The 26,808-nt window shown below is 72.1% G+C and carries 26 protein-coding genes, 2 pseudogenes and 1 riboswitch; of the genes and pseudogenes, 14 read left to right on the forward strand and 14 right to left on the reverse strand.

Annotated elements, in window-relative coordinates; all coding sequences use genetic code 11:
• The first annotated feature begins 80 nt into the window (after window positions 1-80).
• Window positions 81-458, forward strand: coding sequence for a hypothetical protein (locus tag ACIRBY_RS33250; protein WP_403907740.1), 378 nt, complete (start codon window positions 81-83; stop codon window positions 456-458).
• Here the strand turns inward: ACIRBY_RS33250 and ACIRBY_RS33255 are convergent.
• The 5 genes from ACIRBY_RS33255 to ACIRBY_RS33275 all read right to left on the reverse strand — a co-directional run bounded on the left by ACIRBY_RS33255 (window position 452) and on the right by ACIRBY_RS33275 (window position 6,271).
• Window positions 452-871, reverse strand: coding sequence for a GntR family transcriptional regulator (locus ACIRBY_RS33255; protein ID WP_403907742.1), 420 nt, complete (start codon window positions 869-871; stop codon window positions 452-454). The genes ACIRBY_RS33250 and ACIRBY_RS33255 overlap by 7 nt on opposite strands.
• A 77-nt stretch (window positions 872-948) precedes the next feature.
• On the reverse strand, window positions 949-1,941 hold the full coding sequence (locus tag ACIRBY_RS33260; protein WP_403907744.1) for an ABC transporter permease: 993 nt from the start codon (window positions 1,939-1,941) through the stop codon (window positions 949-951).
• Window positions 1,938-2,882, reverse strand: a complete 945-nt coding sequence (locus tag ACIRBY_RS33265; RefSeq protein ID WP_403907746.1) for an ABC transporter ATP-binding protein — start codon at window positions 2,880-2,882, stop codon at window positions 1,938-1,940. The genes ACIRBY_RS33260 and ACIRBY_RS33265 overlap by 4 nt, the downstream gene beginning before the upstream one ends.
• 103 nt (window positions 2,883-2,985) lie before the next feature.
• Window positions 2,986-4,890, reverse strand: a complete 1,905-nt coding sequence (locus ACIRBY_RS33270; RefSeq protein ID WP_403907748.1) for a helix-turn-helix domain-containing protein — start codon at window positions 4,888-4,890, stop codon at window positions 2,986-2,988.
• A gap of 13 nt (window positions 4,891-4,903) precedes the next feature.
• The gene (locus tag ACIRBY_RS33275) at window positions 4,904-6,271 is read right to left on the reverse strand and encodes an MFS transporter (protein ID WP_403907899.1); all 1,368 of its coding nucleotides are present in this window, start codon (window positions 6,269-6,271) and stop codon (window positions 4,904-4,906) included.
• 281 nt (window positions 6,272-6,552) lie between these two features.
• Here ACIRBY_RS33275 and ACIRBY_RS33280 point away from each other — a divergent pair.
• The 7 genes from ACIRBY_RS33280 (at window position 6,553) to ACIRBY_RS33310 (ending at window position 14,010) form a co-directional block, all read left to right on the forward strand.
• Window positions 6,553-7,763 (forward strand): IS3 family transposase gene (locus ACIRBY_RS33280; RefSeq protein ID WP_403907750.1). Its coding sequence is split into 2 segments (ribosomal slippage): window positions 6,553-6,847 and window positions 6,847-7,763, totalling 1,212 coding nucleotides; the frame shifts between segments, so codons are not numbered across the junction.
• 401 nt (window positions 7,764-8,164) lie between these two features.
• Complete coding sequence (locus ACIRBY_RS33285; RefSeq protein ID WP_403907752.1) at window positions 8,165-8,581, forward strand: hypothetical protein; 417 nt, start codon at window positions 8,165-8,167, stop codon at window positions 8,579-8,581.
• Window positions 8,569-9,015, forward strand: a complete 447-nt coding sequence (locus ACIRBY_RS33290; RefSeq protein WP_403907754.1) for a hypothetical protein — start codon at window positions 8,569-8,571, stop codon at window positions 9,013-9,015. The genes ACIRBY_RS33285 and ACIRBY_RS33290 overlap by 13 nt, the downstream gene beginning before the upstream one ends.
• 323 nt (window positions 9,016-9,338) lie before the next feature.
• Complete coding sequence (locus ACIRBY_RS33295; RefSeq protein ID WP_403907756.1) at window positions 9,339-10,391, forward strand: hypothetical protein; 1,053 nt, start codon at window positions 9,339-9,341, stop codon at window positions 10,389-10,391.
• A 1,387-nt stretch (window positions 10,392-11,778) separates the two neighbouring features.
• Window positions 11,779-12,375: a hypothetical protein gene (locus ACIRBY_RS33300; protein WP_403907758.1), complete on the forward strand. Its 597-nt coding sequence runs from the start codon at window positions 11,779-11,781 to the stop codon at window positions 12,373-12,375.
• A gap of 43 nt (window positions 12,376-12,418) precedes the next feature.
• Window positions 12,419-13,093 carry a hypothetical protein gene (locus tag ACIRBY_RS33305; protein ID WP_403907760.1) on the forward strand — a complete coding sequence of 225 codons (675 nt, stop codon included), beginning with the start codon at window positions 12,419-12,421 and terminating at the stop codon, window positions 13,091-13,093.
• Window positions 13,094-13,533: 440 nt separating this feature from the next.
• A complete protein-coding gene (locus ACIRBY_RS33310) occupies window positions 13,534-14,010 on the forward strand; it encodes a cupin domain-containing protein (RefSeq protein WP_403907762.1) in 477 nt (158 codons plus the stop codon).
• A 185-nt stretch (window positions 14,011-14,195) separates the two neighbouring features.
• On the opposite strand, the gene ACIRBY_RS33315 is transcribed toward ACIRBY_RS33310, so the two are convergent.
• Window positions 14,196-14,420: a hypothetical protein gene (locus ACIRBY_RS33315; protein WP_403907764.1), complete on the reverse strand. Its 225-nt coding sequence runs from the start codon at window positions 14,418-14,420 to the stop codon at window positions 14,196-14,198.
• Window positions 14,421-14,662: 242 nt separating this feature from the next.
• Between ACIRBY_RS33315 and ACIRBY_RS33320 the strand changes: the two genes are divergently transcribed.
• Window positions 14,663-15,355: a DUF6215 domain-containing protein gene (locus ACIRBY_RS33320; RefSeq protein WP_403907766.1), complete on the forward strand. Its 693-nt coding sequence runs from the start codon at window positions 14,663-14,665 to the stop codon at window positions 15,353-15,355.
• A gap of 372 nt (window positions 15,356-15,727) precedes the next feature.
• On the opposite strand, the pseudogene rpsN reads toward ACIRBY_RS33320, so the two are convergent.
• From rpsN to ACIRBY_RS33340, 4 genes and pseudogenes are all read right to left on the reverse strand, one after another.
• Window positions 15,728-16,027, reverse strand: a pseudogene (gene rpsN, locus ACIRBY_RS33325) (30S ribosomal protein S14).
• Window positions 16,027-16,263 carry a 50S ribosomal protein L28 gene (gene rpmB, locus ACIRBY_RS33330; RefSeq protein ID WP_403907768.1) on the reverse strand — a complete coding sequence of 79 codons (237 nt, stop codon included), beginning with the start codon at window positions 16,261-16,263 and terminating at the stop codon, window positions 16,027-16,029. Before rpmB ends, rpsN begins: the two are co-directional and overlap by 1 nt.
• Window positions 16,264-16,367: 104 nt before the next feature.
• Window positions 16,368-16,805 (reverse strand): hypothetical protein, encoded by a 438-nt coding sequence (locus ACIRBY_RS33335; protein WP_403907770.1) that lies wholly within the window; start codon window positions 16,803-16,805, stop codon window positions 16,368-16,370.
• Window positions 16,799-17,030 (reverse strand): annotated as a pseudogene (locus tag ACIRBY_RS33340) (hypothetical protein); the annotation flags it as partial. The gene ACIRBY_RS33335 and the pseudogene ACIRBY_RS33340, both read right to left, overlap by 7 nt.
• Window positions 17,031-17,288: 258 nt before the next feature.
• Window positions 17,289-17,474: riboswitch (cobalamin riboswitch) on the forward strand.
• Window positions 17,475-17,663: 189 nt separating this feature from the next.
• On the opposite strand from ACIRBY_RS33340, the gene ACIRBY_RS33345 reads away from it, so the two are divergent.
• From ACIRBY_RS33345 to ACIRBY_RS33365, 5 genes are read left to right on the forward strand one after another with little or no spacing between them, the layout of a single operon-like run.
• Entirely contained in the window at window positions 17,664-19,163 is a 1,500-nt protein-coding gene (locus ACIRBY_RS33345) for a CoA-acylating methylmalonate-semialdehyde dehydrogenase (RefSeq protein ID WP_403907772.1), read from the forward strand.
• On the forward strand, window positions 19,160-20,314 hold the full coding sequence (locus ACIRBY_RS33350) for an acyl-CoA dehydrogenase family protein (RefSeq protein WP_403907774.1): 1,155 nt from the start codon (window positions 19,160-19,162) through the stop codon (window positions 20,312-20,314). The genes ACIRBY_RS33345 and ACIRBY_RS33350 overlap by 4 nt, the downstream gene beginning before the upstream one ends.
• On the forward strand, window positions 20,311-21,390 hold the full coding sequence (locus tag ACIRBY_RS33355; RefSeq protein ID WP_403907776.1) for an enoyl-CoA hydratase/isomerase family protein: 1,080 nt from the start codon (window positions 20,311-20,313) through the stop codon (window positions 21,388-21,390). The genes ACIRBY_RS33350 and ACIRBY_RS33355 overlap by 4 nt, the downstream gene beginning before the upstream one ends.
• Window positions 21,387-22,289, forward strand: a complete 903-nt coding sequence (gene mmsB / locus ACIRBY_RS33360; protein WP_403907778.1) for a 3-hydroxyisobutyrate dehydrogenase — start codon at window positions 21,387-21,389, stop codon at window positions 22,287-22,289. The genes ACIRBY_RS33355 and mmsB overlap by 4 nt, the downstream gene beginning before the upstream one ends.
• Window positions 22,286-23,062, forward strand: a complete 777-nt coding sequence (locus ACIRBY_RS33365) for an enoyl-CoA hydratase (protein WP_403907780.1) — start codon at window positions 22,286-22,288, stop codon at window positions 23,060-23,062. The genes mmsB and ACIRBY_RS33365 overlap by 4 nt, the downstream gene beginning before the upstream one ends.
• 161 nt (window positions 23,063-23,223) lie before the next feature.
• Here ACIRBY_RS33365 and ACIRBY_RS33370 read toward each other — a convergent pair whose 3' ends face one another.
• The 4 genes from ACIRBY_RS33370 to ACIRBY_RS33385 all read right to left on the reverse strand — a co-directional run bounded on the left by ACIRBY_RS33370 (window position 23,224) and on the right by ACIRBY_RS33385 (window position 26,454).
• Window positions 23,224-24,165 (reverse strand): M48 family metalloprotease, encoded by a 942-nt coding sequence (locus ACIRBY_RS33370; protein WP_403907782.1) that lies wholly within the window; start codon window positions 24,163-24,165, stop codon window positions 23,224-23,226.
• Window positions 24,162-24,530, reverse strand: a complete 369-nt coding sequence (locus ACIRBY_RS33375; RefSeq protein WP_403907784.1) for a BlaI/MecI/CopY family transcriptional regulator — start codon at window positions 24,528-24,530, stop codon at window positions 24,162-24,164. The genes ACIRBY_RS33370 and ACIRBY_RS33375 overlap by 4 nt, the downstream gene beginning before the upstream one ends.
• Before the next feature lie 656 nt (window positions 24,531-25,186).
• Window positions 25,187-25,792 (reverse strand): phosphatase PAP2 family protein, encoded by a 606-nt coding sequence (locus ACIRBY_RS33380; protein ID WP_403907786.1) that lies wholly within the window; start codon window positions 25,790-25,792, stop codon window positions 25,187-25,189.
• Window positions 25,789-26,454, reverse strand: a complete 666-nt coding sequence (locus ACIRBY_RS33385; RefSeq protein ID WP_403907788.1) for a DedA family protein — start codon at window positions 26,452-26,454, stop codon at window positions 25,789-25,791. Before ACIRBY_RS33385 ends, ACIRBY_RS33380 begins: the two co-directional genes overlap by 4 nt.
• Window positions 26,455-26,808: the final 354 nt, after the last annotated feature.

Consider the following 26,808-nt stretch of genomic DNA (forward strand, 5'->3'; position numbering starts at 1 on the left):
CCGACAATCATGTGGCCGGTATGGGAGGGTGCTGCACGCGGCGGCGCACCATCGAGCGCAGCCGTCACCGGGGAGGTCACATGCGTGGATCACTGCTGCGTAAGTCCCGTGCCGTACTGGCGGGCTCGCTCATGGCGCTGGGGGTCGTCGGCCTCAGCGCCGGCCCGGCCAGCGCCTGGTCGGGCGGGAACGTCTGGGTCAACTTCGGCAGCTGGAACTGTCCGGCCGGCGGGTCGGTCGTCGGCGTCTACTGGGCCGTCGACACCTACTCGAGCGGGCCGGCCGGCGGGGACTGGGGCGACAACGTCATCTACCCGCGCGTGCGCGTCGGTTCCGGCTCGTTCAACACCCTGAGCTACCAGACGATGTGCAAGAAGTGGGGCTGGTACACCTACCGCGGCGTGGTGTCCCAGCGCACCCTGACCCCGTACAAGTCGGGCCTGAGCTACACCTACTGACGCGGGGCGGCGGCTGCGGGGGGCGGCTCGGCGGGCGGGTAGTTCTCGCCGAGCACGGTGTCGAACAGGGTGCTCACGTCGCGGGCGGTGAGACCCTGTTCGCGCGCCTCCCGCATCCACTCCCCGAGCCGGGTCCGCAGGGGGGACTCCGGTGCGGTCTGCGGGCTGGCCAGGGAGCGGGTGATGAACGTGCCGGAACCCTGGCGCACCTCCACCAGGCCGGAGCGCTCCAGCTCCCGGTAGGCCTTGAGGGTGGTGTTGGGGTTGACCTTCGTGGTGGCGGCGACCTGTGCCGCGGTGGGCAGCTTGTCCCCCTCGGTCAGCGCCCCCATGCGCAGTGCCTGTTCCACCTGCCGGACGATCTGGAGGTAGGCGGGCAGGCCGCTGCGGCGCTCGATGCGAAACACGACCACCGTGCCGCCTCCTTGATCATCGGGGATTCCGGTCCAGCCTAGGGGGTGTCCGGGCGCCGTTCAGCGCCCGCTCCGGCTCACAGGGCGCCCTTGCGGGTCCACCCCAGGAACACCCCCACGAGGACCGCGGCGAGCCCCAGCAGGATCCCGGCGGCGGTCCACTGCATGCCCGCCATCTGGTCATCGCCGAAGTACTCCCAGACCGTGTTGACGATCCCGCGCGCCGCCCGGCAGCTGTCGGGCGCGGCGTCGTGCACGCAGGTGCTCCATCCGTAGAGCCGTCCGGAGGCGGTTCCGACCCACTGGTCCACCTGCACGTACTCCCACATCCTCTGCGGCGGCGGCCCGCCGAGCGGGGTGACGATCCGGCGCGGCGTGGCGAGCCCGTCCTTGAGGACGTCGCCCGCGAAGAGGGCGACGCCCGAGACGACGAAGGTGAGGGTCATGGCCGGCACGGCCCGGCGCAGCAGCGCCCCGATGGCGATGCCGAGCGAGGTGGTGAACAGGGCCGTCGCCACCAGGACGGGACCGCTGGAGCCGAACAGCCCGCCGTTCAGCCAGTCGAAGGCCGCGAGCGGCCCGGCCGACCGCCACCACCAGCCGTACAGCAGGCTCAGGATCCCCGTCGTCAGCGCCGTCAGCGCCAGCGCGAAGCACAGCTTCCAGCGCAGCCAGCGGCCCCGGGTGACGGACTGCGTGGTGACGAGCCGGGCGGTCCCCTGCTCGCGGTCGGTGGAGATGAGCGGGGCGCCGAGGAAGACACCGAACAACAGCGGCAGGAACCCCAGGGCGTTGCCGAAGGAGTTCAGCTCCTCGGCATTCCGCTTGCGGACGACCGGGTCGATGGTGTCGCCCGGCAGGGCGGGCCAGTGGGCGGCGTCCAGGACGTCCAGCATCACGGCGCGCCGGTAGAGCATCCAGGCCGAGGCGAGGACGGTCACGGCGACGCAGAGCACCAGCGCCGTGCGGTGCTGGCGGGCCAGGAGCCAGGCGAGGCCGCGCAGCCGGCGCGGGCGGCCGGGCGCGGCGGCCGGGCGGGTCGCGGCCGGGGCGGGGGAGGACGTGGTCATGCGGAGGCCTCCTTGCTGTGGCGGGGGACGGCGGTGGGGGAGAGCAGCGCGGGCGCGTCCGGGGAGCGGAGGTAGGCGAGCAGCACCTCCTCCGTGCTCGGCTCCGACAGCTGCCACGCGGGGTCCAGCGGCCCCTCGCGCCGCACGAGGGCGGAGAAGTGGCGCCCGGAGGTGCGTACTTCGACGACGGTGTGGGCGTTCAGGGCGGCGGGCGGGCCGTCGTCCGCCGCCACCCCGCTCACCAGGGTGTGCATGGGCACCAGCTCGTCGGTCTCGCCCGCCATCCGCATGCGGCCGCCGTCGAGGACCAGGACGTAGTCGCACATGTCCTCGATCTCGGTCAGCAGGTGGGAGGACATCAGCACGGTCGTCCCGTGCCGGGCGGCCTCCGAGAGCAGCAGCGAGCCCAGGTCCTCCCGGGCGACCGGGTCGAGGTCGGCCATCGGCTCGTCCAGCAGGAGCAGTTCGGGCCGCTTGCCGAAGGCCAGCGCGAACGCCACCCGGGTCCGCTGGCCGCCCGACAGGTCCCCGGTCCGCGCCCGGAGCGGAACCTGCCCGGAGAGGACGATGCGCTCGGCCGCCTCCTGGTCCCAGCCCGGGTTGAGCTCCTGGCCCATCCGCAGGTGCTCCGCGACGGTGAACCGCTTGAACAGCGGCTTGTCCTGCCCGAGGTAGGCCCACCGGGCCATGGCGGCCGGCTCGGTGACGGGCGCCCCGAACACCCGCACCTCACCGGCCGAGGGCTCCACAAGGCCGGCCGCCAGGGCCAGCAGGGTGCTCTTGCCGGCCCCGTTGGGCCCCACCAGGGCGGCGACCCGGCCCGCCGGGATCCGGAAGGAACAGTCCTTCAGCGCCCAGTCGCGCCGGTACCTCCGGCCCAGTCCGCGGGCCTCGAGGGCCCAGCGGGTGCCTGCCGCGGCGGATGCGGTCGTATCGCGCACGGCTCCCCCTTTCCGTGAATCCACTAGGGAACTAATGGAATCATGGAGTCATGGTGCGGCCCTGTCAAACAGCGGCCGGGCCGCCGCGTGTCGTGCCGGGAGCTCAGGAGGACGCGGGCCCCGCGGGCCGCGGGACGGACACCTGGTGCAGGCGCAGGGCGAGTTGGAGCTCCAGGGCGCGGTCGGGCGACTGCCAGTCGGGGCCGAGGAGGCGGCCGATGCGCTCCAGGCGCTGCACCACGGTGTTCACGTGGACGTGCAGCGCCTCCTTGGCCCGGGCCTGGCTCATGCCCGAGGCGAAGTAGACCCGCAGCGTGTGGAGCAGGTCGCTGCCGCGCCGGGCGTCGTAGTCCAGCACCGGCCCGAGCGCCGCCCGGACGTACCCCGACAGGTCCGGCCGGTCGCCCAGGAGGACGCCGAGGAACCCGAGCTCGGAGAGGGTGCTGCCGTCACCGGCCCGGCCCAGCGCGCACAGCGTCGTCAGGCAGCGCAGGGCCTCCGCGTGGGCGGCGGGCAGCGCCGCGGGGCCGTCCTGCGCGTGTGCCGCGCCCACCGTCACCGGGGCGCCCACGGCCCGGCCCAGCGCCGCCGCCAGCCCGGCGGCGTCCGAGCCCGGGGTCTGCGAAGGGGCCAGCAGTACGGCGTGGTCGTGGTGCACCCCCGCCAGGCCCCGGCGCTCCCGGGCCTGGTGCGCGGCGGCCGCGAGCAGCCGGGGGCGCGGGGCGGCGTCGCTGTGCAGGACGAACAGGGCGTGCGGGCGGGCCAGGTCGACCCCCAGCCGCCGGGCGCGCTCGGCCAGCCCGGCCGGATCACCGGACGGGCCGAGGAGGTCGCCGAGCAGCTCCCCGCGGATCCGGTCCTCGGTCTGCGCGACCGACCGCCGCAGGAGCAGCAGCAGGGCGGTGACCATCGCGGCCCGTTCGAACAGCCGCCGCCCGGCCTCGTCCAGCCCGGGCCGGCCGGTCAGCGTGACGCTGCCCAGGAGCTCGGGACCGGCCAGTACGGCGCACACCCAGGCCCCGCCCTCCGCGACCGCCCGCCCGCTGGTCCGGGAGGCGGTCACGGCGCGGGCCGGCGGCGCCGCGGGACGGGTCCGCGAGCGGGCCAGCTCCGTCCCGTCGGCGTCGTGGACGAGGGTGCCCCCGTCGAGGAGCGCGCCGATGGCGGCGGCCACCTCGCCGAGGTCCCCGCCGCGCAGGACCAGGCCCGTGAGCCGGTCGTGCGCCTCCTCCGCCCGGCGCAGCGCGTCGCTGCTCTCCTGGATGGTGCGGGAGGCGACGCCCAGTTCGGCCAGCGCCCGGCGGGTCTCCTCCAGCAGCCGGGCCCCGTCGATGGCGATGGCGGCGTGGTCGGCGAGCGAGGACAGCAGCGCCACCTCCCGCGGGCTGAACTCGCGCGGGCTGCGCTCGGCGGCGAACAGGACCCCGATCACCTTCGCGCCCAGGCGCAGCGGCACCCCCAGGATGGCGTGCAGGTCCTCCTCGCCGACCGCGCTGTCGATGGCGCCGGTGTGCCGGAAGCGGGGGTCGCGCTGGTAGTCGCCGGTGGCGTACGGGCGGGCGGTCTGCGCGACCAGCCCGCCGAGCCCCTCGCCCATGCCGAGCCGCAGCTGCTGGAACGCCGCCGAGACCGAGCCGTCGGTGACCCGCATGAAGGTGTCGCCGGCGGCCTCGTCGTTGAGGGAGAGGTAGGTGACGTCGGTGTGCAGCAGCTGTTTGGCCCGGTGGGTGATGGCCCGCAGCACCGCGTCGAGGTCCCGCAGCGCCGCGAGGTCGCCCGCCGTGTCGAACAGCGCGGTCAGCTCCGCCTCGCGCGTCCGGTGCTGGGCCAGCGTCCGGTGGACCTCCAGGGCCACCCCGGTGGCCTCCTCCAGGGCGGCCAGCTCGGCGGCGCAGGCGCCCGCCGCGCGCGCGGACGCCGCCGGCCGGGAGAACTCCTCGGCCGGCGCGCCCTGGGCCAGCAGCCCGAGCAGCTCCCGCAGCCCCGCCTCGCTCACGCCGCCGAGCATACGGGCCCGCCGCTCAACGCCCGCCGGAGGAGCCCGCGGTGGCCGCCGGAACGGCCCCGCGGGACCCGGTGAGGCTGCGGCCCCTGGTCTCACGGGCGGCCACCGCGGCGATCGTCGTGACCAGAGCCGCCGCGCACAGGTAGACGGACACCGGGACGGACGACCCGTAGGACTTGAGCAGCTCGACGGCGACGATCGGCGCCAGCGCCCCGCCGAGGAGCGAGGCGAGCTGGGAGCCCATCGAGGCGCCGGAGTACCGCACCCGGGTGTCGAACATCTCCGAGATGAACGCCGCCTGCGGCCCGTACATCGCCCCGTGCAGCAGCAGCCCGGCCGTGACGGCGGCGGCGATCACGGCGAAGGACCGCGAGTCGAGCAGGGCGAAGAAGGCGAACGCCCACACGGCCATCCCGACCGACCCCACCAGGGTCACCGCCCGCCGCCCGATCCGGTCCGACAGCGCCCCCCACAGCGGGATGGTCACGAAGTGCACGGCCGAGCCGATCAGCACGGCGTTGAGGGCGTCCGACTTGGGCAGGTGGAGGTGGACGGTGACGTACACGAGCAGGAAGGCGGTGAGCACGTAGTACGAGACGTTCTCCCCGAGCCGCACGCCGATGGCGGTCACGACATCGCGCCCGTGGGACCGGAACACCTCGACCACCGGTGTCGGCCGCCGCCGCCCCGCGGCCTCCTCGGCCTCGGCCCGGGCCCGCGCCTCCAGGAACGCCGGCGACTCGGACACCGAGACCCGGATCCACAGCCCCACCACGACCAGCACCCCGGACAGCAGGAACGGAACCCGCCACCCCCAGACGAGGAACGCCTCGTCCGACTGCACGGCGGCCAGCAGCGCCAGCACCCCGGTGGCCAGCAGGTTCCCGCCGGGCGCCCCGGCCTGCGGCCACGAGGCCCAGAACCCGCGGCTGCGGTCGTCCCCGTGCTCGGCGACGAGCAGCACGGCCCCGCCCCACTCCCCGCCCAGCGCGAACCCCTGCACCAGCCGCAGCACGGTCAGCAGCACGGGCGCGGCCCCGCCGATGCTCGCATGGGTGGGCAGCAGCCCGATGGCGAAGGTGGCCCCGCCCATCATGAGCAGGCTCACCACCAGCAGCCTCTTGCGCCCGATCCGGTCGCCGAAGTGCCCGAACACGACCCCGCCGAGCGGCCGCGCGGCGAACCCGACGGCATAGGTCAGGAACGCCAGCAGGGTTCCCACGAGGGGGTCGCTGGCGGGGAAGAACAGCGTGTTGAAGACGAGGGCTGCGGCGGAGCCGTAGAGGAAGAAGTCGTACCACTCGATGGTGGTCCCGACGAGACTGGCGGCGACGATCCTGCGTATGCCGGACGGGCTCGTTCTGCTCGCTGCGGGGGAGACCATGTGCACCACTTCCAGGGGGTCTGCGGGGACGTCGGGTGTCGCCACAACGTAGAAGTCCCCAGGTCAGCGGCATATGTGGCGGACCATCACATTCGCAGGCCCGGTTGTGTGCCGCATCACCACACGACCGCAGCTGACTCATTCTCGCCCCCTGAGGAAACCCCTCCGCATAGTGCCGGATTTGCAGAATTCCGCACGTTTTGGAGGAGCGGTGCTGACTCCCGTGCTGGTTCGGTGCTGACCAAAAGCCCACGTCATCCCACCAGGAGAACGGAGTCCCCGTGGGGATGAAGCATTACCCCGCCGAGTTCAAGGCGGACGCGGTCGCGTTGTACCGGTCGCGTCCGGGAGCGACGATCAGGTCGGTCGCGGCTGATCTCGGGGTGAACACCGAGACGTTGCGGAACTGGATCCGGGCCGCTGACGAGCGCCGCCCCGGCGCTCATTCCGCGCCGTCGGCTGCTGCGCAGGCAGGCGGTGACGGTGTTCAGGCGGAGCTGGCCGCAGCCCGGAAGCGGATCCGGGAGCTGGAGGAGGAACGCGACACTCTCCGCAAGGCGGCCCGGTATTTCGCGACGGAGACGCGCTGGTGAACCGCTGCCAGTTCGTTGAAGATCACCAGCGCCGTCACGGCGTGAAGCGGCTCTGCGACATCCTCGGCCTGGCCCGGTCGAGCTTCTCCTACTGGCGCCGCACCGCGGCCGCGCGGGCGGCCCGGCAGGCCGTCGAGGCCGGGCTCGCGGCCCGGATACGCAAGGTCCACAAGGAATCCGACGGCACCTACGGCGCCCCCGGAATCACCGCCGAGCTCCGCGATGAGGGCGGCCCGGCGGTCAACCACAAGCGGGTCGCGAGGATCATGCGGACCATCGGGCTCGAGGGAGTTCGTCTGCGCCGCCGGCACCGCACCACCGTCGCGGACCAGGCGGCGCCGAAGGCGCCGGATCTGATCGGCCGTGACTTCACCGCGGCCGCGGTGAACACGAAGTACGTCGGCGACATCACATACCTGCCGGTCAGCGGCGCGAATCCGCTCTATCTCGCGACCGTCATCGACCTCGCCTCACGTCGGCTGGCCGGGTGGGCGATCGCCGACCACATGCGAACCGAGCTCGTCATCGACGCTTTGGCGGCAGCCGAGCGGACCCGCGGGAGCCTGGCCGGAGCGGTGATGCACACCGACCACGGGTCGCCATACACGAGTAGGGCCTTCGCCGAAACCTGCAGGTCAGCCGGGGTCCGGCAGAGCATGGGCGCGGTCGGGTCCAGCGCGGACAACGCTGCCGCCGAGTCGTTCAACGCGGCCTTCAAAAGGGAGACGCTCAAGGGCCGCAAAGGCTGGTCGAACGAGCGCGAGGCCAGGCTCGACGCCTTCCGCTGGCTGACCCGATACAACACCCGACGCCGGCACTCCCGCCTCGGCCAACGATCTCCGATCGCCTACGAGAACGACTTCCAAGTAGCAGCAACTACCCTGGTCCAAGCCGCATAGACGTGTTCAAAATCCGGGGTCAAGGCCCCAACTGGCCGGCCGGGCGAACTGGTGGCTGCCGCACTGGGCGCGCCGCCGCGGCTACCGGTCCGGACGCGGCAGCGATGCGGTCGAGGACCGGGGCCTCCACGGCGAGCTGCGCCGCCAGAACGCTGGTGAAGCCGGTTCGGCGCAGGGTTGGTGAGGTGTGGGCGGTTGTGGATTCCAGGAGCGGAGTCCAGCGGCTGCGGTGCACCGACCTGTACGTCGACGTGGCCATCTCGCGTGGGCGGCCGAATGCGCGCACCACCCCGCCGGCTGCGGCCGAAGCATTCGGGTGAATAACGTGCGGCCCATGTACGCATCGGCGAGGGGGCCGGGATCCTTGGCGGATGATCACTGCTCCTTTACAGAGGGCGGCCGTGCTGGTGGCTGTCGTGGCGCTGCTGGGAGCCGCTCCGGCCGGCGCCCCGCTCGAGTCCTGGGACACGACGGAGAGGTGCGTGCAGACGGATTGGGACAGCCGCCGCATCCCCACGCGGACGGGAAACTCCGAGCTCGGCCGGCAGCACTTCTCCCGGCCGCACGGCATCACGAGCTGCAGGCTGATCAACGCTGCCCTCAACGGCAAGCCCGACAAACTGTCCGACCAGCAGCGCAACCTCGAATACTGGGGATCGGCCATCAAGAACGGCCGCCAGGTCGACTTCGTGGTCAAGGTCCGCTACGCCAAGACCACGGACGACGGCAGGTACGAAGCACCCGGGGCGAAGGGGAAGGTCGGAGTCATCACGGCCTACTGCCGGGGGATGCAGAAATGTCCGTCATGGGTCAACTGACCTGCTCCGAGGACTGCCTCGCCCGCGCCCAGCGTGCTGTCTCCGCGGCCCTCTGGCACTACACGGATGCTCCCATTGCCAGGCCGTACTACGTCCGCGGCTGTGTTCCCGAGCCGCAGGACCCGGCAGTGATCGTCGCGCTGTGGACCGGCCCGAGCGCACGGGAGAAGAGGAACTTGTTCCTACGCGTTCCGCTGGTGTCGGGCGGACTGCCCGTACCGCCGTGGCGCGTGGTTGCGGGGCTGATGCGGCTCGGCCGGGGTACGCACCTGTTCGGCTCTGTCGGGCAGCGCTTCGACGGCAAGCCTGTCCTCGACGGTAGCGCTCTGGTGGAAGGCGGGGGCCGGTCCTGCCTGTGTGACGGTTTCCCGGAACCTGAAGGACCGCGGGGCTTCTACTTCGAGCGCCCCGGCGAAGCGAGGCGCTACTCATGAGCGGCGGCAGGGGGTGAGATCGCACCCCCTGTGCGGGCTGATGGTGGCTTGGGACGACAATGCGGGCGGGCGGCGCTGACCGGCGAACCTAGCGGCGGCTGAGGGCGGTAGCGGATCAGTGCTCGATGGGGAAGCGGCAGTCGGAACGATGCCGCTGCGCGCGAGGGTGACCCTCGATGCCTGCATGGGCTGCATGACTGCGGGGTACAGCGCGGTTCGTCCAGGGAGCCACGCTCGCATCGGAGGCGTTCGCGAGCCGTATCGCCCTGCTGCAGAGCGCACGGGTCGATCAGGGGTGGCAGCCCCTGGACCCCGAGCCGGCGGTGCTGTCATCCGTTCCCGACGTCCTGGCGGCCGAGCTCATCGCAGAGGTCGACCGCGACACCTCGCACGCCTTCCTGGAGCACGTGCTGCCCCACCCCCGACTCAGCGAAGCCCAGCGCAGTCACAGCATGACCATCGTCGTCCGGGTGGCCGCAACCCAGCCCGATGTCGAGCGCAGTGCGCAGGCCGCCATTGCTGCCCACGCCCGGCAGCTCCTGCCCCTCGCCACCAACACGCTCGCCAGCCAGACGACCCCTGACGCCGCCCGAGCCTGGATCACCGGACTCCAAGACGCCCTCACCACCCAGGGCCCGCAGGCCGGCGCTGACGCCGACACCCGCGCCTGGGCTGAGCAGGCCCTTGATGCGGCGCTGGCAGACCTGGATGCCGACGCGGACACGGCACCCGTGAGCGATCGATCGGATCCCGTCGGTTCCGCACCGGACGGCACTGACCAGCAAGCCCTTCGCCCCACTCGAAATTCGCGAGGCCGACCGGCGAACGACGACGACATTTGGCCGTATGGCCTTCCCAAGCGCTGGCGGTGGGCAGCGACCGGTGGGCTCTCCGTCATGGGGATGCTGCAGCTGACGTTCATCGCCTGGATCGGCAGCTCCGCCTTCTACACGTCCGGCGAGTTCAGCAACATGGCTACGTTGCCGCTCCCTCCGCTGCTCGTACTGTCCCATCTCGCCGTTGCGTACCTCCACGGCATCCGCCGTATCCACCACCGCTGGAACATCCTCGCTGCGTGGCTACCTCTCTTGACAGCGTGGGTGGCAACGCTGGCCTGTGGCATTTTCTTCACCGTCTCTCGCGGGGGCGCCACCGATTTCGCGACGTGGGTGTTCTGGGGCGGCTACACCGTGCCGGGTCTGTGTCTGCTCGCGCTTGCCCTGCGAGGGTGGCTCGGCGCCGTTGCCGTTCCCCCGCGGCCTGTCCCTGCCCTGGGTCTGCCCACACGGATTCTGTTGGGCCTGCTGCACCGGATCGATCCGCTGGATCCGCCGTCGGACACGGCATCTACCACTGAGCCGAGCCGTCCTGTCTGAAGATCCAGTACGACCGGCTCGATGAAGTCCGCAGCCTGGGAGGGAGCTGGCTGCTGGTTCGGTGCTGACTCCCGTGTCTCAGGGAGGGGAAACATACAGGTCATAGCTCCGACCGGATGAGTTGTCGTACCACTCGATGGTGGTCCCGACGAGACTGGCGGCGACGACTCTTCTGATGTTCCCGGGGCGGGCTGACGGTGCGGCAGAGGCGGCCATGGATACCACTTCCGGAGGGGGACGGGGACGTTTCCGTGTCGCCACACCATAGGAACGCCCAGGTCAGGGGCACATGATGCCCACAACCACACTTCATGCCTCGCGGGTGTGCACCTCAGCCATGCGGCTCGCGGAGTACACCTGAAGGTCCTTCGCGGGGGTGCGTTCCAACCCCTGTCAAGAATGCCGACTTTGACGCATTTTGACGCTACGGTGCGGACTCGGTGCTGACGACGCAGCGTTGAACTCCGGCATTCGGTGCGGATCGGTCCGCAGCCTTGTCGCTCAAGGGCGACCGTGAGCAGGCCACCGTGAGAACTGGGGCGCTGCACCGGGCCGTGGACCTGCTGTGGGCGGCCAAAGACCTCTCCGAGTCCGGAGCGAACTCCAAGAAGTACGAGCCCGTCGCCTTGGCCCTGCGCGACGCGTCCCGAGCCGCCGAGGCCCCGGGTGCCGAGGGCCGAGCGCGTGCCACCCTGCGGTCCGATGGAATCGACGTCGGCGAGGCAAGCGCCCTTAGCAACCTCTCGCGTATCCGCGTCAACGCGGGTCATCTCGACAGCGCCTTCGAACTCGCCCAACGGAGCATCGACATCTACGACCGAATGGGCCTGACCCTGCGCCCAATTGCTCGTGCCGGAGTCGCTCGCCTGGCACAACGTCCACGCCGACGGCGACCCGGTCGCCGCAGGAGCCGGCCTTGCACATGTGGTGACGGCCGGATCCCTAGCGGACAACCGGGTCAACAATGGCTTCGCCGCCCCACATGACGCCGTGGGGTACCTCGCGCAGGCTTCCTTGGCCGATACGGTAGGGGGACTCACTGCCTCTTGAGGTCCGGCCCGTGGCATCTGAGCCGACGATACGGCCCAGGTCGAGACGTGGGGCCCGGTACCTTGACCTTCAGTGCGGGCGGCTCCGCCGTCGAGATGCTGCTCCGCGTCGGCCTGCTCATTCCGCGGGCCCGGCCACGGCGGTTGCGGAGAGGGGCAGCCGGTCTGTATCGGGGCTGCGAGAGGTGGATAGGGAGTCCGGCCGCTACGTGCAGACCAAGTGCGCCTGCTGCACCCGGATCGCCGCCAACTCTCGCCGCAGGGAGAGCGCAGCCGTATGGGTGAGGTGGGTACCCAATCCTCTGATGACGACTGTGAGGGCGGGTACCAGCTGTGATGTGCTCGAGAACCTGATGCGGCGTGGTCAGCCCGTTCTCATGGCGGCTTGTCTGTCGGTCCTGCCTGTCGCCCCGGGGACGGTGTCGGCTGCCGGACGCGATGCCTCGGATGAGCTGTACACCTACTCCAACGAGGAGTACGTCAAACGCTTCGGCGAGCAGCCCGCTCAGGCGGCCGGCGTGAGGATGCCCTCTGATCCGTCAGCGCCGGTAGTGGGGGCCGTGCTCGATCCTCAGCAGCCCTGGCACAAAGTCAACTCGTCCGTGCGGGACTGGGGCGGCCACGACATCCCGACCCGCCACGGCACCGCCGCTTTCGGATGGCAGCATGCCTCCGCCAAGCACCACATGCGCAGCGAGAAGGCGATCGATGCCCCTTATCACGGGAGGGCAGACAAGGTCTTAGGCAACCGTGCGGAGTACTGGGGCGTCATCGCCACCAACAGCGGCCAGGTGCGCATGAACACCGTCGGCGTCGCCGAGCGCGGCGATCGGGGGCCCGGAGGTGAGAGGACCCCTGACGGGCGCCCGCTGGGGACGGTGACCGCGTACTGCGTGGGTCAGACCGTCTGCCCCGACTGGGTCAACGACCTGTGAAGATCACCACTGGCGACTGGACGAGATCGGCGAGAGCGCATCCATGGACGACCACTTCACCCAGGCCCTTCTGGTGCTGCGCCGATTCATCGGCGTCCCACTCCCGGCCACCGACTGGCGCATCCGCGCGCTGGTACGGCCAGACGGGGAGCGCATCCGCATCCGTCTCGCCGACACCGCCGGGCAGAACGTCCTAGTGGACCTGCCCACCAGCTTCGGCCGTGAGCGCGGCAGCTGGTGGTACGTCGGTGCTTTGCGCCGTACGGCCGGCGGACTCGCCGCGGGAACAGTGCCTGTTGCCGCCGAACGGCAGGGGGTTCCGTACGTCGACGTGGCCGAGTTGGTCGGATCGGTCGTCCCCGAAGCGGCCGAGGTCACTCTGGACGACGGCATCGACTACCTCGTCGCCGACCTTGCCGGGGACCCCCTCTGGCACGATGCGACGCCTTCCGTCGCCCCCGAGCTCTACGTCCTGACGGGCTTCGACCACCACACCCCCGGCGTGGTCCGCGTCTACCTCGACCATGAGGGCCGCACCATCGGCGTCGATCTGCCCCTTTGCGATGACGGAACGCTGCGCCCGGTTCAGTGGTGGGTCTCCGCAAAGCTCGTCGCCCTGCTGCACCCGGAGGAGCCCACGACCCTGGCGGTCCACCAGAACCACTCCGCCCAAGACCCCCTCTGCGAAGCCGTCTACGACCTGACCGACTGGGCCTGAGCCGTCTGCGGACCGCCGCATGAGCACGGTGAGTGAAAGCGATCGGGGTCGGAGCCCGCACCCGACGGGTGCTCGGCCTGGTGCGCCCGCAGTTCCCTTCGGTGTCGCCACACCATAGGAACGCCCGAGTCAGCGGCACATGGTGCCACAACCACACTTCCCGACCCGTGGATGTGCGCCTCAGCCATACCGCTCGTCGAACGCCGGTAATCGGGGGGCCGCGAGGTGACGACCGGGCCGGACCTGCCCGCCCGGACCGTCGTCTCCTGCCCGGCCCTCGCCCGGCTGGGCGGCGGCGGCGCGCCCCCGAGCCCATGCCCGTGTCCCCGGCTCGAGTGTCACTGGCGTCGGGCCACAACAACCCGCTGAGTCTGGAAGGGTTGGTCCGGCGCAGAACCTGCGCCCGCACGCGTACCACCTCCGTCGACCGGGAGAGCAGCATGACCATCAAGGACATCGGGCCCGAACCTCAGAGCTTCGACCTCGAGCAGGCGACGCTGGAGAACACCGACTACCGCTCGGTGGCCTGGTCCGGGAAGTACCTCCAGCTGACCCTCATGTCGATCCCGGTGGGCGAGGACATCGGCCTGGAGGCGCACCCGGAGACCGACCAGTTCCTCCGGCTCGACGCGGGCCGCGGCCGCGTCCAGATGGGCAGCTCGAAGGACCGCCTCGACTTCGACCAGGAGGTCGAGGACGGCTGGGCGGTCTTCGTACCCGCCGGCACGTGGCACAACGTCACCAATATCGGTGATGAGCCCATGCAGCTCTACGCCGTCTACGCCCCGGTCCACCACGCCCCGGACAAGATCCACGCAACTTTCGCCGATGCGGAACGCGACGAGGAATCGGGCAACGACGAGCCCCCGTCCTGGTCGGTCCAGCCCACCCGCCACCCCGCGGACAAGCACGCCTGACCCACCGGCCGGCCGGGAACACGAACAAGCCCCAGGCCGCCGACCTGGGGCTTCGGGGCGAGAGGGCCGGTGGCGCGCGCCCCTGTTCCGGCCGCCGGTTCCGAACCGTTCTCCGACGACTCGTCATTCCCCGTCGGCGGCGTGGTGGGGCGCACGGTGTGATCGTGCGCCCCACCAGGCGGGGATCAGTCGGCGCGGCCTGCGACGTGGCCGCGGCGCAGCGGGATGCGGACGATGGCCGTCACCGGTACGCGCGCCCACCGCCCGCGGCGGGAGCGGCGCGGCGGCGGGCCGTAGGGCGACTGCCAGGCCGGCCGGTCGACGGCACTGCGGCCGCCGTCGTTCCGGTGCCGTCCGGCCGGACGCAGGTGGTGGTGGAAGGCGGGTACGACGACCCGGGGCATGGACACAGATGCACCGTTTCCAGTGTGAGGACCGCAGCAGAAAGGGGCACGCCGCACGGGTGCGACGCGCGACGGATCAGCGCTCGGTGTGTCTCACCTGGTGTACAACGGCTCGTCCTTGCCGGAGGGATTGCGGGCTGGAACAGCCTAAGGATGCCGAGGAGGGCGGTTCCACCGGTTTTTCGCAGGTGTCGATCTTGACGGGTTAGGATCCCGGCACGTCGTGGGGCGGGGAACGGCAGGGGGACATGGGCGAGGACATCGACGCCGCGAACAAGGGCGGCCGCGCGTGGGGGCAGGCGGTCGCGGCCCTGGTGCTGGTGCCGGTGCTGGCGCTGGGCCTGTGGTGGTGGGGGGAGGGCGAAGGGAACTACGACCGGCGGAAGCCGCCCACGTGTGCGGACGCGGACGCCGCGAACACGCCCGGGCACGTGTCCGGCCGGGAACTGTGCGAGGCCCTGTACCGTCCCGGACTCGACGCCCTGCTGGGCATACCGGGCCGGGAGGTGCGGACGGTGAGCGGAGGCAGTAGTTCGTTCCGGCCCGGCGGCACGGGCGAGGCCGTCGTCACGCCGACCGCCAGGGTGGAGTTCGAGGGGTACACCGTGACGCTGGACGCCAGCTACGGCGCCCTCCCCGTGGGCCGCACCGCCCGGCTGATGGGAGACACCGTGCCGGGACGCACCGTTCTGGGCCGCCCGGCGGCCCTGTACTCGGACCGGACCCTTCAGATCCGGTTCCGGCTCGACGGAAGCGACTCCTCCAGTGGCCCAGGCGTGTCGGCGCGGGTCCTGTCGGTGGCCAAGGACGGTCAGGACCACGGCGATTCGTTCGACCTGACTGTCTGGCGGACCGACGGCGGCCTCCTGGACGATGCGGCGCTGCTGCGTGTCGCGGAAATCGTCCTGCCGGCCGTTCCGGGGTGGTCCCCAGCCGGCTGACGACCAGCGGTGCCCTCGGCTTCGCGGTCGCCGACGACTACGTCACGAAGAACCCCTGCCGCCCTCTTCAGGGTGGATGAAGCGGGGACGATCCGGTGCCGCCACGCCATGGGAACGCCCAGGTCAGAGGCACATGTACCCTGTCGCCGCGCTTGCGCCCCGGAGGGTGTGGGACTCACTCGCACCGCCGTCCGGCCGGGTCCGCCGGAGCCGCTTGCGCCTCCGAAGCCGACGCCGCGGCGTGCTCGTGTGCGTTGGGTTCCTTCACCGAGCCCCGGGGCTTGCCGAGCGCGCTCGACGTCGAACAGCCCGGTGCCCAGGACCCGCTCGAGCACCTCGGCACGACGCGGTGTGTCGGGTCGAGCCGCCGGATCACCGGCTGCTCTTGGCCACCCCGGGGAGTTCGCCGGCGTGGGTCGTCCCGCGCCCGCGGGACAGGCCGAGGGTGTGCAGGTGGCCGTGGGGGCGGCCGTCGATGGCGTCGCGGTTGCGGACGCGGGTGGCGGCGGCGTCGCAGGGCCGGGGACGCGGTTCCCCCTGGGCCGCCGCACGTTACTCGTCGGAGGTCCGGGCGTCGGGGGTGATCGCCTTGAGGGCGGCGCGGCGCACGGCGTAGCGGGCGACGGTCAGGCGCCGTCGATGGTTCTTGGCGACTTTGTCCCCCTTGGCCATCAGGCCGTTCCTCCCCGGGCCCGGATCCGGGCCACGGCGGCCTCGACGCCGATCGTGTCGACGGTCTTGATGCCCTTGGTGCTGAGGGTGAGCCGTACGTGGCGGCCCTCGCTGGGCAGCCAGTAGCGCTTGCTCTGGACGTTCGGGTCGAAGCGTCGCTTCGTGCGGCGGTGCGAGTGGGAGACGTCGTTGCCGAAGCCGGTTCGGCGGCCGGTGGGTTGGCAGTGGGCGGACATGGTTCCTCGTCTGCTCGGGGGCGGGACCGTGGTCTCACCGTAGCAGCTAAATGAAAATGAAAACCAATAGCGTCGCTGCCGTGCCCGCCGGGCCGTGGCTCCTGTCAGGGCTGTGACACGTTCAGCCTCGGGGAGGGGCCGGCCCACGGTCCGCCGGAGCGGTACGCGGCCCGCAGCTCCTCGTGGGTCACAGGCTCGGGGTCCGGCACGGGCCGGCCGACTTCGGATGGCCAACTCGGCCGCAGGCGTTCAACGAAGTCTGTGAAGTCGTGCCGCAGGTACCGGGAATCGCAAGGCTTCAGTCGGATCTGCTGGCGCCTGTCAGCCCACCAGACCTCGAATTCGCCCACGGTGCCCTCCGTCGGCCAGTCCTCGCCCACCTCCGGCAGTAGCAGGACGTCGACGAACCCTCCGACGCTCAGGCCGATGTCCACGAAGATCCCGATGGCACCCGGCCGGGGAACGCTCACGACCGTGCCCTCGAAGACCTGTCCGAAGTCCAAGTTCTTCCGAATCCGGGCCCACTCGGCATCTGTCACCACGAACGCATCATCGCACCATCGGTCACGTGAGGATGCGTGCGGTGGAACATCGTGAGGACCGCCGGGCCGGCGAGGCGGATGCAGACGAAGTTGGTGGCGGCGCGGCCGGTGTCCCGGACGAGGGAGGTGGCGAGGTCGAAGGCGGGGTAGCGGTGGAACTGCTCGGTGAAGGGGAGGCCGGGGAGGTGGGCAGGCGATGGAGCCGTGGGGGTCGAGGGAGAAGGGCCCGGCGTCCCGAACACCGGCAGCGGCAAGACGCCGATCTCCCGTGCCGGTCACCGCCGGGACCGCGACCAGGCCGGCGGTGACCGTCGACGACGGCGCGGGCAACCCGGCCGCCGCGACGTGGGCGACACCGTCGCGCTGCGGTGGGGCGCCTGGTCATCCGGCTCCGGTGAGGGGTGCGGGTCCCGGAAGCGGGGAGACGGTGCGCGGGCTGCGAAGGTGGGCGCGCTCGAGTGGCGGGTCTGGACTTACTAGGACGTCCAACTATATGTTCGTGGCACAAGGTCCGCGGTGCAGGGAAGCCGGTGTGAGTCCGGCACGGTCCCGCCACTGTGACCGGGGAGTGTGCTGCCATCCACACGCCACTGACGAGGGCTGTCGGGAAGGCGGGCGGCGCGCGGTGATCCGGGAGTCAGGATACCGGCCGCGGATGTTCCGTGTTGTCCACGAGGATGGAGCAGACACGCATGGCACCGGTTTGTACCCACGACCCTGGTGATCCGGCGGAGCGTACGCACACCACTTCCGCGCGCTCGTAGTTCTCACGGCTTCCGTAGCGGAGCACCCCATCCGGGTGTCGTCCGCCGGCCTGTCGTGCCATCCCCGGATCCAACCTGACGAGAGCAGGCATCCATGGTCCGTGAACTCACCCACTTCATCGGCGGAAAGCACACCACCGGCACCTCCGGGCTCCTCGCCGACGTGTACGACCCCAACACCGGCTCCGTCCAGGCCCGCGTCCCGCTGGCCGGACGCGCCGACACCGAGGCCGCGATCGCCAACGCCCGGGAGGCGCAAGGGGAATGGGGGCAGTGGAACCCGCAGCGCCGGGCCCGTGTCCTGCTGCGCTTCCTCCAGCTCGTCGAGGGCGAGCGCGAGGACCTGGCCAGGCTCCTGTCGGCCGAACACGGCAAGACCGTGGCCGACGCCCACGGCGATCTGCAGCGAGGCCTGGAGGTGGTGGAGTTCGCCGCCGGTGTTCCGCACCTCCTCAAGGGCGAGTTCACCGACAACGCCGGCACCGGCATCGACGTGCACTCCCTGCGCTCCCCGCTGGGCGTGGTCGCCGGGATCACCCCCTTCAACTTCCCCGCCATGATCCCGCTCTGGCAGGCCGCCCCGGCGCTGGCCTGCGGGAACGCCTTCGTCCTCAAGCCGTCCGAACGCGACCCGTCGGTTCCGCTGCGCCTTGCCGAGCTGTTCCTCGAGGCGGGCCTGCCGCCGGGCGTCCTCAACGTGGTCAACGGCGGCAAGGAGGCGGTCGACACCCTCCTGGAGGACCCGCGCGTCCAGGCCCTCGGCTTCGTCGGCTCCACCCCGATCGCCGCGCACATCTACGCCACCGCCGCCGCCCACGGCAAGCGCGCCCAGTGCTTCGGCGGCGCCAAGAACCACATGATCGTGATGCCGGACGCCGACCTCGACCAGGCCGTCGACGCCCTCGTCGGCGCCGGCTACGGCTCGGCCGGCGAGCGCTGCATGGCCATTTCCGTCGCCGTACCCGTGGGCGAGGAAACGGCGGACCGCCTGGTCGCCGCCCTCAAGGAGCGGATCTCGACCCTGAAGATCGGCCGCTCCGACGATCCGGAGGCCGACTTCGGCCCCCTGGTCAGCCGCGACGCCCTGGACCGGGTGCGCCGCTACGTCGACATCGGCGTGAACGAGGGCGCCGAACTGGTCCTCGACGGCCGGGGGTTCACCCTGGACGGGCACGAGAACGGCTACTTCGCCGGTGCCTCCCTCTTCGACCGGGTCTCCCCGCAGATGCGGATCTACCGGGAGGAGATCTTCGGCCCGGTGCTGTCCGTGGTCCGGGCGGCGGACTTCGAGGAGGCACTGCGGCTGCCGAGCGAGCATCCGTACGGCAACGGCGTGTCGATCTTCACCCGGGACGGGGACACCGCCCGCGAGTTCACCCGCCGGGTCAACACCGGCATGGTCGGCGTCAACGTGCCCATCCCGGTGCCCGTCGCCTACCACACCTTCGGCGGCTGGAAGCGCTCCGGATTCGGCGACCTGAACCAGCACGGACCGGACTCGATCCGCTTCTGCACCCGTACCAAGACCGTCACCTCGCGCTGGCCCTCCGGGGTCAAGGAAGGCGCGAGCTTCACCATCCCGACGATGGGGTGAGCGCCGTGACCACCACTCTCACCGAGGACCAGCTCGCCCTCGCCGAGGTCACCCTCGACTTCGCCCGGGAGCAGCTCGCCCCCCACGCCGTGGCCTGGGACCAGGACAAGCACTTCCCCGTCGACGTCATCCGGCGGGCCGCCTCCCTCGGCCTCGCCGGCGTGTACGTCCGGGAGCGGCACGGCGGTTCGGGCCTGTCCCGCAGCGACGGCGTCCTCGTTTTCGAGACCCTCGCCACGGGCTGCCCCTCCATCGCCGGCTACCTCTCCATCCACAACATGGTCGCCTGGATGATCGACCGCTTCGGCGACCGCGCGCAGCGCGACCGTTGGCTGCCCGGCCTGTGTACCGCCGCGACCTTGGGCAGCTACTGCCTGACCGAACCGGGCGCCGGTTCGGACGCTGCCGCGCTGCGGACCCGGGCCGAGAGGCAGGGTGGCCACTACGTGCTGACGGGGGTGAAGCAGTTCATCTCCGGAGCCGGCGCGTCGGACGTCTACGTGGTCATGGCGCGGACGGGCGAGCCCGGCCCGGGCGGGATCTCGGCCTTCGTCGTCGAACGCGCGGACCCGGGGCTCTCCTTCGGGCCCGACGAACGCAAGATGGGCTGGAACGCGCAACCCACCCGCCAGGTCGTCCTCGACGGGGTCCGTATTCCGGCCGGCCGGCGGCTCGGCGCCGAGGGCGACGGCTTCCGCATCGCCATGAACGGCCTCAACGGCGGTCGCCTCGGCATCGCCGCCTGCTCGCTCGGCGGCGCCCAGAGCGCCCTGGACCGCTCGCTGTCCTACCTCGCCGACCGCGAGGCCTTCGGCAGCCGCCTGCTGGACGCGCAGGCGCTGCAGTTCCGTCTGGCCGACATGGCCACCGAGCTGGCTGCGGCCCGCGCGCTGGTGCGGCAGGCCGCCGAGGCCCTGGACACCGGGGACCCGCTCGCCCCGCGCCTGTGCGCGATGGCCAAACGCTTCGCCACCGACACCGGGTACGCGGTCGCCGACGCCGCCCTCCAACTGCACGGCGGCTACGGCTACCTCAGCGAGTACGGCATCGAGAAGATCGTCCGCGACCTGCGGGTCCACCAGATCCTGGAAGGCACCAACGAGGTCATGCGCGTCATCGTCGCGCGCGGACTGACGGAGACCCTGCGATGACCAACGAACCCCCTGTCCTCCTGCGCACCGAGGGCCACGCCGCGTACATCACCCTCAACCGTCCCAAGGCGCTCAACGCCCTCAGCCACTCCATGGTGCTCCGCATCGAAGAGGCACTCACGGCCTGGTCCGACGACTCCTCGGTCGAACTCGTCGTCCTCGGGGGCGCCGGCGAGCGCGGTCTGTGCGCGGGCGGCGACATCCGCGCGATCCACGAGGACGCCCGCACCGGCGGCACCGCCTCGGCGGACTTCTGGCGCGACGAGTACCGGCTCAACGCGCTGATCGCCCGCTACCCCAAGCCGTACGTCGCCCTCATGGACGGCATCGTCATGGGTGGCGGAGTGGGCGTCTCGGCCCACGGCAGCGTCCGCATCGTCACCGAGCGGTCGAAGGTGGCCATGCCCGAGACCGGCATCGGCTTCGTCCCCGACGTCGGAGGCACCTACCTGCTCGCCCTGGCCCCCGGAGAACTCGGCACCCACCTGGCACTGACCGGTGCGTCCATCGGTGCCGCGGACGCGCTGCTGTGCGGCCTCGCCGACCACTTCGTCCCGGCGGCGGCGCTGCCCGTGCTGGTGCGGGAGCTCGCGGAGGACTCCGTACCCGTGGTGCTGGAGCGCCATGTGGCGGGGCCGCCGGGGCCGCCGGCCGGGGGGCTGGCCTCCGCGCGCGAGTGGATCGACCACTGCTACGCCGCCGAGACCGCCGAGGAGATCGTCGCCCGGCTGCTCGCCTCGGGCGTCCCCGCCGCGAAGGACGCGGCGGACACCCTGCTGTCCAAGTCCCCGACGGCGGTCAAGGTCACCCTGGCCGCGCTCCGCCGGGCCCGCCGGCTCGGGCCCCTGGAACGGGTGCTGGAGCAGGAGTACCGCGTCTCCTGCGCCGCCCTGGCCTCGCCCGACCTCGTCGAGGGCATCCGCGCCCAGGTCATCGACAAGGACCGCGATCCGCACTGGTCCCCGGCCGCGCTGGAAGACGTCACCCCGGCCGACGTGGAACGGTACTTCGCCCCGCTCGACGCGAACGAGCTCCGCCTCGTCGCGACCGCTTCGTCGCAGGAGGTCGTCTGGTGAGCGCCACCGTCGCATTCATCGGCCTCGGCCACATGGGCGGACCGATGGCCGCCAACCTCGTCAAGGCGGGCCACCGGGTCCTCGGCTTCGACCTCGTCCCCGCGCTGCTGGCCACCGCCGCCGCCACCGGTGTCGAGCCGGCCGGCTCCGCAGCCGAGGCGGCCGCGGGAGCCGACGCGGTCGTCACCATGCTGCCGGCCGGCCACCACGTCCTTTCCCTCTACCGCGAGCAGGGGCTCTTGGCCGCGGCCCGTCCCGGCACCCTGTTCATCGACTGCTCCACCATCGATGTCGCCGACGCACACGCCGCCCACGAGGCGGTCGTCGCCGCCGGGCACCGCGCCCTGGACGCTCCGGTGTCGGGCGGGGTGGTCGGCGCGGAGGCGGCCACGCTCACCTTCATGGCGGGCGGCGGGGCCGAGCAGTTCGCCGCCGCCGAGCCACTGCTCGGCGTCATGGGCGAGAAGGCCGTGCACTGCGGCGGCCCGGGCGCCGGACAGGCCGCGAAGATCTGCAACAACATGATCCTCGCGATCTCCATGATCGGCGTCAGCGAGGCCTTCGTCCTCGCCGAGAGCCTCGGTCTCGACCACCAGGCCCTCTTCGACGTCGCCTCCACCGCCTCGGGCCAGTGCTGGGCCCTCACCGTCAACTGCCCCGTCCCGGGACCGGTCCCGGCCAGCCCCGCCAACCGTGACTACCTGCCCGGCTTCGCCGCCCCCCTCATGGCCAAGGACCTCGGCCTCGCGGCCAACGCCCTGCGCGCCGCAGGGGTGGAGGCACCCCTGGGCCTCAAGGCCGCCGAAATGTACGCGGCGTTCGCCGCCGCCGAAGGCGCCGGCCTCGACTTCTCCGCGATCGTCCGCACCCTCCGACCGCAGAACGGAAGCACCGCATGACCGCATACGAGACCATCCTGCTCGAACGCAAGGGCCGCGTCGCCGTCCTCACCCTCAACCGGCCCGAGGCGCTCAACGCCCTCGATCTCCAGGTGATGAAGGAGGTCGTGGCCGCCGCAGACGAGCTGGACCGGGACCCGGACGTCGGCTGCATCGTCCTCACCGGCTCCGCGAAGGCCTTCGCCGCGGGCGCCGACATCAAGGAGATGCGCCCGCAGGGCTACATGGACATGTACCTCACCGACTGGTTCACGGCCTGGGACCGGCTCGGCGGGGTCCGCACGCCCACCCTCGCCGCCGTCTCCGGCTACGCCCTCGGCGGCGGCTGCGAACTGGCCATGCTCTGCGACATCCTCCTCGCCGCCGACACCGCGAAGTTCGGCCAGCCCGAGATCAAGCTCGGCGTCATCCCCGGCATCGGCGGCTCCCAGCGCCTCACCCGCGCCGTCGGCAAGGCCAAGGCCATGGAGCTCTGCCTGACGGGGCGCACCATGGACGCCGCCGAGGCCGAACGCGCCGGGCTGGTCTCCCGGATCGTCCCCGCGGACGAGCTGCTCGCCGAGGCCCTCGCGGTGGCGACGACGGTCGCCGAGATGTCCAAGCCGGTCGCGATGATGGCCAAGGAGTCCGTGAACCGCGCCTTCGAGACCACCCTCGCCGAAGGCGTCCGCTTCGAACGCCGCCTGTTCCACGCGGTGTTCGCCACTGCCGACCAGAAGGAGGGCATGTCCGCGTTCGTGGACAAGCGGCCGCCGCACTTCACGCACGGCTGAGGTCCTGCCCCTCGGCAGGACCCGCGATGCACGGGGCCGGGGCGGACGGCGGTGGCCGCCATCCTCACCCGTCTCCACGAGAAGGGGACGCTGTGCCGCGAACCGGCGGACACGGTGCCTCGATTCACGTGAGCGTTCGAGGCGGGCGCGGGGTCGCGGGGTCAGTCGGAGGGGTGTTCGCCCTGTGCCACTTCCACCCCGCGATGGAGCCAGACCGCGCCGCCGAGGGATGACGCGCCGGCTGCGCCGCAGAGGAGGGCGATCGCCAGCAGGGCGGGGGCGGTGCGTCGCGCCGGAGCCTGCGCGAAGAGGGCTTTGACCCGCGCCGGTACCGGGCCGGTGGTTCCCCGTGCCGCGACGGCCGGCACCTGCAGGGCGCTGCGCCGGGCGGTCGTGGCCAGGGCGGCCCGTCCGATGGCGCGGGCCGCCAGCCGCCTGTCCCCGCAGGCGAGGGCGGCGGCTTCGTCCGCCGCGCGCTCGGCGGCGAAGGTGGCGGCGGGGGTGACGGAGGCCAGCGCGGGGTGGCACCATCCGGCGAGCTGCGCCGCGGCCAGGAACAGGTGGTGGCGGCCGGCCAGATGGGCGCGTTCGTGCCCGAGGAGGGCTTCCCGCTCGCCCGGGTCCAGGGCCCGGAGCATGCCCGCGGTGACCACGATCCGGCCCGTTCGGAGCTTCCTCCCGGGCAGGGCGAACGCGTCGGGCCGCTCGTCGTCCAGGACGCACAGGCCTCCGGCCTCGGGGAGTCCGGCCACGAGGTCCCTGGCCGCGCGCAGCCGCACCAGCTCCGCCTTGGCGCCGCGGGCTGCGGCGGTCGTGCTCACGGCGAGCGCTCCGCCGGCGAGCGTGGAGACGCAGAGCACCAGTGCCGCCGGGCCCGCCTGGAGGGGGTGGAGCAGGTGGGCGAGGTCGGCGAGTGCGGGCAGACGGAGGGCGAGCGGGAGCAGCAGGGCGCCCAGGCAGGCGATGACGCCGAGTGCCAGGACCGCCGCGCCGGCGGTGACCGCCCACAGGGCGATGTCCGGACGAACCCTCTCCGAGACCCGCCGCGCGAGCGGAGGCAGGAGCCAGGGCAGCAGCAGGGGCGCCACCAGGAGCACGATCACGGTCGGTCTTCCTGCAGGAGCCGACGGAGCTCGGCCTCGTCGTGCGCGTCGAGCCCCTCGACGAACCGCGCCAGCACCATGCTCCGGTCGCTGCCCCCGTCGAGTTCGCGGTGCATGCGCCGGGCGGCCAGGCCGTGCGTGTCCTGCACGGCGAAGTAGACGAACCCGCGGCCGCCGGGCCTGCGTCCCACGAGCCCCTTCTCGTACAGGCGCCCGAGCAGGGTCGCCACCGTGGTGCGCGCCAGGTCCTGGGGCAGGGCGGCTCTGACCTGGGCTGCCGATTGTGCCGTCCCGGCTGCCCACAGCGCGGCGAGCACACTGGACTCCAGCTCGCCGGCGGGTCTGCGCTCGCCCTCGTCCGCCATGGATCCTCCTTGACCGGTGAAGCCTGCGCCGATGCAGGTCGACTACTGCGTTGTAGACAGCGTAGTGGCTCGCCGGTTCGAGGATCGTTTCCGCACGCCCGGGAGACCGGTGACTCCGGTGACGCCGCGGTCCTGAGATCAAGATCGGCGGGCTACGTGGCCTGGGCGGGCGTCGTGCTGCTCCTGGCCGGCTACTTCCCGCTCGCGGGCCGCGTCGCCCGGACCCCCCCGCGCCGACGACACCACCTCCCTGCGCCACCTCACGCTGCGCCACTTCCCCCTCGTCGTCCGGGGGGAGGTCGCCCTCGGCGTCGCGGTCCTGGCGGTCGTCCCGTTCATCACCGGCTCCGCGCGCGCCGAGGCCGGCAGCGCCAAGGCCGTCTCCTCCGGCAGCCTCTTCGCCGCCGGAGCGGCCATGGGCCTCGCCCTCGCCCTCGCCGTCTCCCGCTACGCCACGGCCAAGGCCTCCGAGGCGCTCGCCCGCCGCTCGCCGACGGTCCAGGCGGCGGCCTGACCCGGCGGCACCGGAACCAGCCGGCCGGGGGACCGGGTCACCCGGAGCGTGAGCGCGGCAAGGATCACGAAGGCGGCTACGGCCACCCGGCCGGCCTTGCGGGCATCGGCCGGGCCCGTGGGCCCGGAGGGGCGGGGGTGGTTCACGCGGTGGTCAGCAGTGGGCGCAGGCGGCCGCGGCGGAGCCGGTCGCCCAGTATGTCCTGCCTGCGCCGGACGGCCCGGGCGCAGGTCGCCGCGACCAGGGTGCCGACCGCGCATCCGGCGAGGACGTCGTGGGGGTAGTGCACGCCCACCCAGACCCGGGAGGCGGCCATCAGCACCGCCGCCACCAAGGCGATGGCGCCCAGCCGGCGCGAGACGAACAGCAGGGCCACGGCGGCGGTGGACGCGATGGCGGCGTGGTTGCTGGGGAACGACCAGTCGCCGGGCGCGGGGCACGCCTCCAGGACGGCCACGTGCAGGCTCTGGCAGGGCCGGTCCTCACGGACCACGAGCTTGAGCAGCAGATCGACGCCGAAGCCCACGAGCGTGATCAGCGGTACGGCCAGCGCGGTGACGGCGGAGGGGGAGCCGGTGCGACGGGCCCGCCACCACGCCGCGAGCATCAGCACGGCGAACACCGTCAGCCCGTAGAGGGACCAGGCGGCGATGGCGTCGTTGAGCCAGCCCGGGGTCTGGTGGGCGATGTCGTTGACGTCGACGTACGTGTTGCCGTCGATGCCTGAGCCGTTGTAGGCGGGGGTCATTGCGCTGTTCCGTTCTGGTGCTTGCCGCTCCTTCGGGAGCGGAGGATTTCGATCGCCACGGGCAGCAGGGAGACCGCGACGATCAGGCCCACGATCGGCAGGAGGTACGTGTCGACGCTGGGGATCGACGAGCCGAGGGCGTAGCCGGCCAGGACCAGTCCCACCGTCCACAGCAGGCCGCCGGCGACCTGCCAGAAGGTGAAGACGCGCGCCGGGATGTTCAGGACCCCCGCGAGGGGATTGAGGACCGTGCGGACCACCGGTACGAACCGGGCCAGCACGATCGCCTTGGCGTGTCCGTACTTCGCCAGGAGCTCCTCGGCCCGTGCGGCACCCTCGTGGAGCTTCCTGGAGCGGCTGCGGGCCAGCAGGGCGGGGCCCGCCTTGCGGCCGATGAGGTAGCCGCACTGGGCGCCGGCCAGCGCGCCGACCACGGCGGCGGCGAGGACCGCCGGCAGGGACAGGGTCGTGCTCCTGTCGGCGGCGCCGGCGCAGAGCAGGCCGGCGGTGAACAGGAGCGAGTCGCCGGGCAGGAAGAAGCCGACCAGCAGACCGGTCTCGGCGAACATCACCACCGCGATGCCGACCACACCGAAGGCGGCGAGCAGCGAGTGGGCATCGAGGAGGTTCACCGCGAGCGCGGCGGTAGCGGACGTGACCATGGGCGGGGTCGGCCTCTCACTGGTTCGGACGCACGGGATGGCCCGAAGGGCCGCTCGGCGACTACAGTCAAGTAGACGGTCTACTGCACTGTAGACGATCAGGCGGGTGAGGACGACCGACTCCGCCCCGAGGTCCGGCGCAGGTCGCAGGGCGAGCTCGCTGCGGTCGCACGGCGCGGCCTGGCCTGCACGGCGCCGGCCGGGCCCGGGAGGCGTTCGCTGAGCCCCGTGCCGGAGGGCCCCGCTCCACCGCCACGGGGCCGGTGCCCCAGCCTCGGCCGGGCGAGAACCGCGGATGTCGCGGACCGCCCGCAGGGGTGCGCGCGTAGAGGTCGCCGAAGTACGACGGTGCGA

It is taken from the genome of Streptomyces sp. NPDC096136 (genome assembly GCF_044763325.1).
Taxonomy (GTDB): domain Bacteria; phylum Actinomycetota; class Actinomycetes; order Streptomycetales; family Streptomycetaceae; genus Streptomyces.

Bases quoted from the DNA above. Each gene is read 5' to 3' on its own strand.
- ACIRBY_RS33290 (WP_403907754.1), top strand. From the start codon at position 8,569: ATGGGTCAACTGACCTGCTCCGAGGACTGCCTCGCCCGCGCCCAGCGT.
- ACIRBY_RS33355 (WP_403907776.1), top strand. From the start codon at position 20,311: ATGACCAACGAACCCCCTGTCCTCCTGCGCACCGAGGGCCACGCCGCG.
- ACIRBY_RS33345 (WP_403907772.1), top strand. From the start codon at position 17,664: ATGGTCCGTGAACTCACCCACTTCATCGGCGGAAAGCACACCACCGGC.
- ACIRBY_RS33275 (WP_403907899.1), bottom strand. From the start codon at position 6,271: ATGGTCTCCCCCGCAGCGAGCAGAACGAGCCCGTCCGGCATACGCAGG.
- ACIRBY_RS33260 (WP_403907744.1), bottom strand. From the start codon at position 1,941: ATGACCACGTCCTCCCCCGCCCCGGCCGCGACCCGCCCGGCCGCCGCG.
- ACIRBY_RS33380 (WP_403907786.1), bottom strand. From the start codon at position 25,792: ATGACCCCCGCCTACAACGGCTCAGGCATCGACGGCAACACGTACGTC.
- ACIRBY_RS33305 (WP_403907760.1), top strand. From the start codon at position 12,419: ATGGACGACCACTTCACCCAGGCCCTTCTGGTGCTGCGCCGATTCATC.
- ACIRBY_RS33375 (WP_403907784.1), bottom strand. From the start codon at position 24,530: ATGGCGGACGAGGGCGAGCGCAGACCCGCCGGCGAGCTGGAGTCCAGT.
- ACIRBY_RS33385 (WP_403907788.1), bottom strand. From the start codon at position 26,454: ATGGTCACGTCCGCTACCGCCGCGCTCGCGGTGAACCTCCTCGATGCC.
- ACIRBY_RS33320 (WP_403907766.1), top strand. From the start codon at position 14,663: ATGGGCGAGGACATCGACGCCGCGAACAAGGGCGGCCGCGCGTGGGGG.
- rpmB (WP_403907768.1), bottom strand. From the start codon at position 16,263: ATGTCCGCCCACTGCCAACCCACCGGCCGCCGAACCGGCTTCGGCAAC.
- ACIRBY_RS33365 (WP_403907780.1), top strand. From the start codon at position 22,286: ATGACCGCATACGAGACCATCCTGCTCGAACGCAAGGGCCGCGTCGCC.
- ACIRBY_RS33250 (WP_403907740.1), top strand. From the start codon at position 81: ATGCGTGGATCACTGCTGCGTAAGTCCCGTGCCGTACTGGCGGGCTCG.
- ACIRBY_RS33270 (WP_403907748.1), bottom strand. From the start codon at position 4,890: ATGCTCGGCGGCGTGAGCGAGGCGGGGCTGCGGGAGCTGCTCGGGCTG.
- ACIRBY_RS33310 (WP_403907762.1), top strand. From the start codon at position 13,534: ATGACCATCAAGGACATCGGGCCCGAACCTCAGAGCTTCGACCTCGAG.